3 protein-coding genes and 5 pseudogenes are annotated in these 7324 nt (G+C 53.1%); 4 read left to right on the top strand and 4 right to left on the bottom strand.

The genetic code is table 11. The annotated features are described in order from the left end of the window. Positions 1 to 338: 338 nt before the first annotated feature. Positions 339 to 702: pseudogene (locus HNP46_RS32465) on the top strand (IS5/IS1182 family transposase); the annotation flags it as partial. Positions 703 to 1072: 370 nt separating this feature from the next. On the opposite strand, the pseudogene HNP46_RS32460 reads toward HNP46_RS32465, so the two are convergent. After that, a pseudogene (locus HNP46_RS32460) lies at positions 1073 to 2149 on the bottom strand (IS5 family transposase). Between the two features lie 751 nt (positions 2150 to 2900). On the opposite strand from HNP46_RS32460, the gene HNP46_RS32455 reads away from it, so the two are divergent. Beyond that, positions 2901 to 3287, top strand: a complete 387-nt coding sequence (locus HNP46_RS32455; RefSeq protein WP_260403327.1) for a DUF2388 domain-containing protein — start codon at positions 2901 to 2903, stop codon at positions 3285 to 3287. A 19-nt stretch (positions 3288 to 3306) separates the two neighbouring features. Here HNP46_RS32455 and HNP46_RS36310 read toward each other — a convergent pair. The 3 pseudogenes from HNP46_RS36310 to HNP46_RS36300 all read right to left on the bottom strand — a co-directional run. After that, positions 3307 to 3387 (bottom strand): annotated as a pseudogene (locus tag HNP46_RS36310) (hypothetical protein); the annotation flags it as partial. Positions 3388 to 3484: 97 nt separating this feature from the next. After that, positions 3485 to 3676: pseudogene (locus HNP46_RS36305) on the bottom strand (ATP-binding protein); the annotation flags it as partial. Positions 3677 to 3793: 117 nt separating this feature from the next. Then, a pseudogene (locus HNP46_RS36300) lies at positions 3794 to 3910 on the bottom strand (hypothetical protein); the annotation flags it as partial. 158 nt (positions 3911 to 4068) lie between these two features. On the opposite strand from HNP46_RS36300, the gene HNP46_RS32440 reads away from it, so the two are divergent. Together HNP46_RS32440 and HNP46_RS32435 are read left to right on the top strand one after the other, a co-directional pair. Continuing rightward, the gene (locus HNP46_RS32440) at positions 4069 to 5808 is read left to right on the top strand and encodes a M10 family metallopeptidase C-terminal domain-containing protein (RefSeq protein ID WP_184597397.1); all 1740 of its coding nucleotides are present in this window, start codon (positions 4069 to 4071) and stop codon (positions 5806 to 5808) included. Positions 5809 to 6102: 294 nt separating this feature from the next. Continuing rightward, positions 6103 to 7083 (top strand): IS5 family transposase, encoded by a 981-nt coding sequence (locus HNP46_RS32435; protein ID WP_184597395.1) that lies wholly within the window; start codon positions 6103 to 6105, stop codon positions 7081 to 7083. The last annotated feature ends 241 nt before the right edge of the window (positions 7084 to 7324 follow it).

The following is a 7324-nucleotide window of genomic DNA, read 5'->3' as shown; positions in this document are numbered from 1 at the left end:
GGAGGCTGAGGCAAACTTCCACCGGCAACAAGCAAGCCAGGCCATGGCGGCCTGACTTAAACGAAACGGCCTCCACGAAATCCGGTGCGATTCAACCTCTTTGTGACCTGCGCTCCCCAAGCAATAATCTCTGACGGCCGAGAGCTTTGCCTGCTCTGTGTACTTTTCCATGACACTCCCAATGTTGATGTCCAACTTCTCGGGGTCAGATCATAATTAAATGGACACAATCTCTTAATTGGGCGAGACCGAACCAGACGGGATCCCCGGACGCTTACCATGTCTATCCCTTACGTTAAGGATGACACGGTGTCCGGCTTTTCAGGGGGCTGATCCAGCAGGATCGCGACGCGGCGGATGACGCGGTGGCTTACTCGAAGGAAAAATACCCGTCATTGAATACGCTCTTCGTCGACAGTGCATATGCAGGAAAAAAGGCTCAACGCATGCATCAAACGCACGCGGTCGACGCTCAAGTGATCCGAGGGCCAAACAATAGAAGAACAGGGCAATGGAGCTTCAGAACAAGGCGATCTGCTCACTGTGGCGCCCCGCCTACCCTGACCGGCTTCGTGGTGATGCTCAAGCGCTGGGTGGTGGAGCGGACTCATGCCTGGAGATGAGAGGGTTCAGCGACTGATCACGCACCACAAACGACTGCTGGTCGAGGCGCGCGCACTCGCGCGCCGGCTCACTACATGATTTTGTCTACATCCTCTTAGGGGATGCAAATTTGCTAAGCGGCGCCACAATATTCTGAGCACACATGTGCTGCAACCAACTATAGCCGCTGATCTCGCCACGCGAGAACAACGCAGACTGGGACTCTGCGTTGGCTGCAAGAGTCTGGTGGTAGGCGGCACTTCCTTGTGCCTTTCGCTGGCACCAAATTGGCGCCAGCGAAGAGCTGTATATTGTGATAGGTAGCGCTTTCAGTTAATAGGAAAATTCTGAATATCGTTAGAGGCAAAGGTTTGGTCTGCCCCTGAACTGGTGGACAGGTAGTTAAGAGTTACTGAATGGCCTCTAGCTTCGTAGACACCTCCAAGTCTCTAGGAGGGTGTAGACAAAATCAAGTAGTAAGCCGACGAGCAAGCACGCGAACCTCGGCCAGCCACACCCATGCTGCACTCACATCGAACAACCGGTCGTGGTGCATGATCAACCGCCTAGCCCGCTCATTCCAGGCGCGAGTCCGCTCCACTACCCAACGCTTGGGCATAACCACAAAGCCGCTTGTAACCGGCGCTGTCGTGAACAAATCACCTTGTTCTGAATGCCATTCCCCGGTACTTCGATTTTTTGGCCCTCAAATGACTTGAACTTCAAGCGAATGAGTGTGCTGCGTGCGCTGGGCCCACTTTCCGGCATAGGCACTGTCGACGAACAGGGTATTCAATGATGGGTACTTGCCCATTGAGGATGTCACCGCGTCGTCTGCCGCATCTCGATCCTGCACGCTGGCTGCGCTGATGCTCACCGCCAACAGCAAGCCTAAGGCAACAGCGATGAGACTGCGCTTGCGCCCTTTCACCGTCTTGCCTGCGTCGTAACCACTTTCACCGCCCTGGGGCGAGCTACGCGTTGATTGAGAATTCAGAACAGCGGCTGACGGCTTTTCATCACGATCCACACGCTCTCGCCATTGGGCACGAAGCCGATCATGCATTTGCTCAAACTTGCCCTGAGCGCTCCAGCGTCGGAAGGTTTTATAGACATTGTCCCAATGCGGAAACTCACGAGGCAGCATTCGCCAGGAGCATCCCGTGTGCACGACATAGCAGCAAGCCTCCAGAAGCGTGCGCCTGGAGTGCAGGGGTGGCACGCCACGACCGCCCGATACTTCAAACAAATCAGCGACCAGCGACCACTCTGCGTCTGTCAGGCAACTGGGGTACCGTTGCTCCGGCAACTGACGCCGATGTGCTTCGGTGTAGCCATAAGACTTACGAGGCTCGGGAGGTTGGAAACTACCTTTGGCCCGTTCCTTTACACGAACAATCCCAGCCAGCTTCAACGCCTTTGCGAACGTGTCGGGATGAGCGCTGATGCCCGTTTCAGCATGGAATGCTTGCGCCAATTCGGCCTGACTGGAATAGAGCTGCGCATGAGCAAGCTTGGTCAGCAGCGGGTAATGCTCCGCAGCAATTGCGGGCGGGCGTCCAGTTTAGACATGGCTCAATGCTGTGTAGAAGAGAGGCAAAGGGTTTACTTTATTTTATCTACACCCTCTAGGGACTATCTGAAAAAGCCTGCTCTCAAATATGCCGCCTCAGTAACCATGCGGGTTGCAGAGCAGCAATTTTGCAAAAGAAGGGCTTTTTCAGGATTTCCCTAGGGAAACCCTGAAAAAGACTTCGCGAATCTGGTGAAATACGCCGATCCCGTAGTCCGAGTTTCCCGATGAAGCAGATGGCGGGATCAGCTAGATCCGGATCTGGCCGCTATGAGCCGTGTGAATCGGCAGGTCGTGGAGACGAGCTGCTTCGGCAAGAGGCCGATCTAGCGCGGTGACTTTTTTTGATGTCCCGCCCCCCCTCAATTCTCCGAAGGAAGTTAAGCAGTCGCTCGAAGTGCGCGGTGGATTCCTGCGAATAATTGTGGGCGCATCATTGGGCATGCTCGATTCCTCCATTCCCTATAGCTATCTCTGATAGAGATGTCTGATAGTTGACGCCAATATGAATCTCCCCTACGGACATCACCTTGCAAACGCTGCCCGCCGGCGCCAGCCTGTTGCTGGTGACAGGAGTCATCGGCGGGAAGTTACCCTGAATGTAAACAGCGACGAATTTATCGGAAGAATCGGCTTACGCAAGGCGGCTCTTTGTCGCCTTGACGAAAGCCCCCTCGGTACCGCAGCTTTCCTGAAACATTTCCCACAGGCGAGATCCCTTAGGATGCTCCTTCCCAAGTACTGCGCCATTACGCTGGCGTTGATGCTGGCGAGTACCTCGGCGGCAGCCTTCATCAAGGTCATTCCCGATTTCAAGGACGAGCCCATCATGGCGACGACCTTCTGGTCGGCGATGACCACCACCGGGCCTTTCATCTCCACCACGCTCTTCAGCCAGAAGATGAGCGGCGACCTACAGGACAAGCTGCGAGCGGCGCAGGACGACGCGGCGGCCTTCATCGCATCCGACGGAGCGATATACGGGGTGTATCTGGAGTCAGCGCTGCACGCGCTACACCAGGAGGACACCTGGGCCTCCCACACCAATCCGGAGTTGGTACAGGCAATACTGGCGTGGTCGGGTGGCGCCACTCGAACTCCATCGGACTGAGATAGCCCAGCATCGAGCGGAGGCGACGGTGATTGTAAAAGCGGATGTAGTCGAACAGGTCGGTTTCGCCTTGTGGAAGCAGGCATAGCGCGTCAGGCACACCCGCTCAGCCTCCAGCGAGCGGAAGAAGCTCTCCAGCGCGGCATTGACGCTTCTATGTCAACCGAAGCCCGTCGCATCCAATAAGTCAGACAGGGTCAGGGATCGATAACTGTCGCCCCGGATCGTGGCCACCTAGCTATGATGCAGCAGGCGGTCGAGGATCGCGGTAGCGGCGACCGCATCACCGAATACCTGCCGACCGGTCGATTGCTGGTGACTAAGACGCTGGCCCGCTCGTAGCGCCGAGAAACCAACTGGAAGAACAGGTGTGCAGCGACCGGTTCGAGCGGCCAGAGCCCCCCAACTCATCAGCGACCAGCAATTTCGGCGTTGAGAGCCGCATCGGCTTCTCCTCCAATCACCCGTCGATGTGCGCTTTCGTTACGGTCGTTGTTGTTGATCAGATCCAATAAGGTAATGCTGCGCTCGTTGATCGCATCGCCGGTCAGTGCGGTCAGGCTGAAATCGCGGCCACTGATGATCCGGCCAGCAGCGTTACGAATGCTGTCTATCGCGAGCAGTGAACTGCCAGGGTTCAAACTCGGGGCGATTCAGTCTTATCAAAGCCACTTTCAAGAAATTTCTTATGGCAAGCCCTCTGCGGCTTGTCAATGCTCTTGCCAGCTAAATGAATTTTAGCTAATAAAAGCCCAACAGACAACTTAATGGAATAGATAAAATGTCGAACTTAACGAAATACAACTATTCTGGAAATGATGAAATTGATTTCATATTAAATAACAGTTTATATGCCTGGAAGTGGGAGCTACCTGAAAACAAGACAATAACTTGGTCAACTATCTCAGCTCCATACACAGGAGAGTATAAATCATTCTATGGGATCACCCAAAAACACCATTTTGACACGATCACATCAGCACTTCAAGATTACTCCGACGTAGCCAATGTAAAATTTCAACAAATGCACCACACCCCAATAGTGGCGGATTTATTATTTTACAACGAGATAAATCCAGGTCACGGGGGGATCGCAGTTGCGAACCCAGGCGACCCATATGCAACAATCGGGCTTTCAGTATACACTGATGCCGATGAATATCAATATGAAACTGTCGCTCACGAGATCGGGCACATTCTAGGGCTTAGCCACACCAATAAAAAAATCAATGACCAATGGGTGAAGGATCCGATCTACAAAAATTATGACGAGCTCGACACGGTCATGTCGTACAATCATGAATTAGCGCGCAATTATTACATTAAATCTCCAACCCCAAATAAACCACCCATATGCTTGCGGGCAGAAGTCGTAGACCTCGGGATTTATGACATTGCCGCCGCTCAGTATCTCTATGGCACCAATACAGACTTCAACAGTGGCGATACAAAATATAATTTCGATGGAAAGCCCTTCTATAAAACCATTTGGGATGGTGGGGGAAATGACACCATTGATCTTAGTAATTTTAATCTAGGATCGGCGCTCGACTTAAATAATGGCAGACGCAGCAGCATTGGTTTTGCCCCCTTTTATCCTAATATTAATGAATCCACCTACACAGGGAAAGACGCTATTGGAATTGCTTACGGTGCCAACATCGAAAACGCTATTGGCACGCAAGGCAAAGACACTATCTACGGTAACGAATTAAATAACACCATCCAGGGCGAGAAAGGAGACGATTCGCTATACGGCGGCGCTGGCAACGATAGTATCCAAGGCGGAGATGGCAATGATCTGCTCGACGGTGGCGTCGGCGCGGACGGTCTTGCTGGCGGCAACGGAAATGATGAATACTATGTTGACAACATTGGAGACTGGGTTTTCGAAAGGGCTGGATCAGCTGTAGCGGGTCTCGATACCATTTTCTTCAATGTCAACACAAAAAATAATATTATATACTCGAACATTGAGTACTTCCAACTAGTTGAAGGTTGCTCATCCATAATGGGTGGAAACGATCTTAATAATATCATGAATGGAAATTCTCTGGGCACTTGGCTCACAGGTTTGGGTGGCAATGATTTAATCCGTGGCGGCAGGGGCAACGACCTGATCACAGGCGGAGCAGGGGATGATGTTTTTGCTTTCACCTGGGGCGACGGAAGAGACACTATCACTCTGGGAAATATTGTTGCAGGGGATATCGATACCCTGCTCTTCGAAGGGGCTGTGAAATATGACCAACTCTGGTTCTCTACTGGCCTGAATAAGTGCGACCTGAAGATCAGTATTATCGGCACTCAAGATAGCGTGACCGTGCAAAATTTTTTCTACGAACGAGAGAATGCTCTTGACTTGGTAAAAGACGGCTGGGGAAAGACCCTGAATACCGCCCATGTCGACCAACTCATAGGCGCAATGTCTAGCTTTGCCCCCCCCGAATATGGACAAGCAACTCTGCCACAGCACTACTTTGATGCTCTTGAGTCAGTGATTAATACTTACTGGGTCTAAGTAACTGTTGGGCGGCTGGTGTGATCCCCAACCGTCCAACAACACCAGTCCAGCAAGCAGCAACAATACAACAACGAGCGATAAACGGGGGCGGCTCTCAGCAAGCGGCTGCGAGTGTTTATCCTGATCGGCCTGATGATGGGCAATGGATCAGCCCCCTGAAAAGCCGGACACCGTATCATCCTTAACGTAAGGGATAGGCATACGGTTGTGTTTATGACTAAGGAAACTCCGAAGAAGACTTCCTAATTTTGGCAAAATACCCTACCCGGACTCCACTCGCCGAGTTTTCCGATGAAGCAGATGACCTTCGCCGACGCCGAGTACGCCGGCAGGCGCAAGCAGACCCGCAAAGAGTTGTTCCTGATCGAGATGGATCGGGTAGTGCCGTGGAAGGGCCTGATTGCCTTGATCGATCTGCATTACCCCAAGGGTGAAAGCGGTCGGCCAGCCTATCCGCTGATGGCCATGCTGCGGGTTCACCTGCTGCAGAACTGGTTCGGCTACAGCGCCCCGGCGATGGAAGAAGCGCTGTACGAGACCACTATCCTGCGCCAGTTTTCCGGGTTGAGTCTGGAGCGTATTCCCGACGAAACTACCATCCTCAATTTCCGCCGGCTGCTGGAGAAACACGAACTGGCTGCCGGCATCCTGGCCGTCATCAATGGCTACCTGGGTGACCGAGGCTTGTCGTTGCGCCAAGGCACCATCGTCGATGCCTCGCTGATCAATGCGCCGAGCTCGACCAAGAACAAGGACGGCAAGCGCGACCCGGAGATGTACCAAACCAAGAAGGGCAACCAGTATTACTTCGGCATGAAGGCCCACATCGGCGTCGATGACGAGTCGGGTTTGGTGCACAGCGTGGTGGGCACGGCGGCCAATATGGCGGATGTCACTCAAGTCGATAAATTGCTGCACGGCGATGAAAATATGGTCGGTGCCGACGCGGGTTACACCGGCGTCGAGAAGCGCCCCGAGCATGAGGGTCGCCCAGTAATCTGGCAGGTTGCAGCCCGACGCAGCGCCTACAAGAAACTCGATAAACGCAGCGTGCTGTACAAGGCCAAGCGAAAAATTGAGAAGGCCAAGGCCCAGATGCGCGCCAGGGTCGAGCACCCGTTCCGGGTGATCAAGCGCCAGTTCGGGTATGTGAAGACGCACTTCAGTGGTCTGGCCAAAAACACCGCGCAACTGGTAACGCTGTTCGCGCTGTCAAATCTGTGGATGGCCCGCCGACACTTGCTAACGAATGCAGGAGAGGTGCGCCTGTAATATGGGAAATGGCCGCGGCGAGGTTATTGCGGCGCCCAGAAACATCGAAATAAGCCGGCAATCTGATCGTTTTTTGATCGGTTTGCCGCTTTCAAAATCGGCAGAGGCTGAAGTCGACCGGAAATACAGGGCTACTTCAGACCTTCCCTAGTAGTCCAGCTGTCGGAAATACGGCACCTAAAATATGGGTAATTTCTGACATGACTCACCAGCCTTCCTCCGCGACAACTGATTTACTATT

It is taken from the genome of Pseudomonas nitroreducens (assembly GCF_014204515.1).
GTDB lineage: Bacteria > Pseudomonadota > Gammaproteobacteria > Pseudomonadales > Pseudomonadaceae > Pseudomonas > Pseudomonas nitritireducens_A.
The sequence above is the reverse complement of the archived record's forward strand: the minus strand, read 5'-3'. Positions and strand labels throughout refer to the sequence as shown.

Excerpts from the sequence above, each read along its gene's own strand:
- HNP46_RS32455 (WP_260403327.1), top strand. The coding sequence starts at position 2,901 with ATGCTCCTTCCCAAGTACTGCGCCATTACGCTGGCGTTGATGCTGGCG.
- HNP46_RS32440 (WP_184597397.1), top strand. The coding sequence starts at position 4,069 with ATGTCGAACTTAACGAAATACAACTATTCTGGAAATGATGAAATTGAT.
- HNP46_RS32435 (WP_184597395.1), top strand. The coding sequence starts at position 6,103 with ATGAAGCAGATGACCTTCGCCGACGCCGAGTACGCCGGCAGGCGCAAG.